This window comes from Desulforhabdus sp. TSK, from assembly GCF_022836495.1.
Classification (GTDB): domain Bacteria; phylum Desulfobacterota; class Syntrophobacteria; order Syntrophobacterales; family Syntrophobacteraceae; genus Desulforhabdus.
The window spans coordinates 1-1,007 of sequence record NZ_BQXM01000093.1; the positions used below are offsets into that span (position 1 = coordinate 1).

2 pseudogenes are annotated in these 1,007 nt (G+C 45.5%); both read left to right on the forward strand.

What is annotated here, in order from left to right:
- Positions 1–195: 195 nt before the first annotated feature.
- Positions 196–378 (forward strand): annotated as a pseudogene (locus MWC30_RS23205) (DNA (cytosine-5-)-methyltransferase); the annotation flags it as partial.
- Between the two features lie 36 nt (positions 379–414).
- Positions 415–1,007, forward strand: a pseudogene (locus MWC30_RS21625) (hypothetical protein); the annotation flags it as partial.

Below are 1,007 nucleotides of genomic sequence, written 5' to 3' on the forward strand. Positions count from 1 at the left end.
TCGGATAATGGCTTTACGTACTTCACGCAGGCTCCTCGTAGAGGCTTTGACATTAACATCGTAATATCACTTATCCGATTTCGTTCATCATATCAACTTTGTTTGAAAATATTTGCTTGGGTACTTACGCCCACAGGACACTGGAGTTACGCGCATTTTTCCGACAGTTTGAACCAGGAACGGTTCCAGAGGAGTACTATGCGTATTTCAGATAGATTTCGTGTTCAGGTACAAGACCTACCGGCGACTACGATCACTTCTCATTTGGCAAAAGATGGCCACTACTTTATTCATCCTGATGCTCTGCAGTGCAGAAGTCTTACTGTTTGGGAAGCAGCCCGAATGCAACCGTTTTCATACGACCATTGTTTTGAAGGTGAGGAGCCTAAGAAAAGAAAGGCCGCGTAAAGGCCCATGGAAAGAAGAAACTGGAGCAGAGAAGACCTGATACTCGCGTTCAATTTGTATTGTAAGATTCCGTACGGCACCTTTCATGGCAGAAATCCGAGGATTATCGACCTTGCAAAACTCATTGATCGAACACCCAACGCCCTTGCCCTCAAACTCTCCAATTTCGCAAGCTTCGACCCATATCATCAGCGGCGCGGCATAAAAGGTCTGCAAAACACCGGAAAACTCGATAAAGAAGTATGGGATGAATTCACAAATAACTGGGATGATCTAATTTTCGAGAGCGAAGGAATCCTTGCCTCAAAACAAGGGACGAACATGGAAGATAAGTATGATCTAGAGCTTGATGCTCCAATTTCAAGAAGAGGTGAAGATAGAATCGCTGAACTCAAAATACGCGTAAATCAGTCATTTTTCAGAAGCCTTATCCTCTCAATCTACCGTTCAAAGTGCGCGATTTCTGGAGTTGACATAGGGCGTCCAAATTGGCGAACGCCCGTTGACCGGTATTTGACTCCAGCACTGGGAAGCAATGCTCCTGCCATTCTAAAACGGTTCATGCGAGGGCATTTTGCGCCTGGCCGTGCCCTGTTTGA